The sequence below is a fragment of the Kitasatospora sp. NPDC024654 genome (assembly GCF_055559155.1).
This window is the reverse complement of sequence record NZ_JBVHLF010000284.1, coordinates 1-1,071: the sequence shown is the minus strand read 5'-3', so window position 1 is coordinate 1,071 and position 1,071 is coordinate 1. Positions and strand designations below refer to the sequence as shown.

At 65.0% G+C, this 1,071-nt stretch carries 1 protein-coding gene; it reads right to left on the bottom strand.

Translation table 11 applies throughout. The features are described 5' to 3' along the window. Positions 1–47: 47 nt before the first annotated feature. On the bottom strand, positions 48–1,064 hold the full coding sequence (locus tag ACZ38L_RS39650; RefSeq protein ID WP_465703055.1) for a reverse transcriptase domain-containing protein: 1,017 nt from the start codon (positions 1,062–1,064) through the stop codon (positions 48–50). Positions 1,065–1,071 lie beyond the last annotated feature (7 nt).

Below are 1,071 nucleotides of genomic sequence, written 5' to 3'. Positions count from 1 at the left end.
ACCGTGCGTAACAGTCTCCCGTTACACGGCTCGTGCCGCTCTGATCGTCAGATCACCATGGCGGACACGCTGATGCGCCACTGTGCGAACATGCGGGGGTATCGCCGAGCGATCTCCCACAGCTTCGCCAGGGCCCTGCGCTTGGCCGCGAGCCGTTTGTACTTCTGACGGATCCAGCGCACCAGGTAGGCATTGATGCGCATCGCGAAGGGTTCCAACTCCCACGGCCGAAACCGGCCGTAGTAGTTGACCCAGCCCGCCACGACGGGGTTGACCTCACGCGCGAGCTGGACGAAGGACAGACCGGTGCGGGTGTGCAGGTGCCAGGACCGCACCTCCCGACCGATCCTGGTCAGGGCCTCCCTGCTGATCGCCGGTTCGAACGACAGGAACTGCCTGCCGTCCGGGGTCCGGTTTTTCCTGGCGCGGAACGTGTAACCGAGGAACGTGAACGCTTCGTGCTCGTAAGAGCCTCGGCGTACTTGGTCCTTGCAGTAGACGATCCGGGTCTTGTCGGGATGCAGCCGCAGCCCCACCTCGGCCAGCCTGTTCCCCAGCGCCGCCAGGACCTCGCGGGCCTGGCGTTCAGTGACGCAGTGCAGCACCGCGTCGTCCGCGTAACGTTCGAACCAGACGGTCGGGAACTCCCGGACCATCCAGCTGTCGAACGCGTAGTGCAAGAACAGGTTCGCCAGGACGGGAGACACCGGGGCGCCCTGCGGCGTCCCGCGCTCCCGCTGCCGCGGGGTGCCATCGGGCATGACGAGCGGGGCGGCGAGCCACCTACGCACGTACAAGTTCACCCAGACGGCGTCGGTGTGAGCCTCCATGGCCTTGACGAGCAGGTCCCAAGGCACGCTGTCGAAGAATTTCTGGATATCGAGCTCGATCACCCAGTCACGCTTCCAGCAGCGTTCCCTGCATTTCCCTACTGCGTCCAGGGCAGACCGTCCGGGTCGGTATCCATAGCTGTCCGGATGGAAAACAGGTTCCACCCGTCGCATGAGATACCGGGCCACAACGGTTTGCGCCACCCGGTCGGCGACAGCGGGAATGCCGAGCATTCTCGTG

Coding starts and splice junctions, on each gene's coding strand:
- ACZ38L_RS39650 (WP_465703055.1), bottom strand. CDS start 1,064: ATGCTCGGCATTCCCGCTGTCGCCGACCGGGTGGCGCAAACCGTTGTG.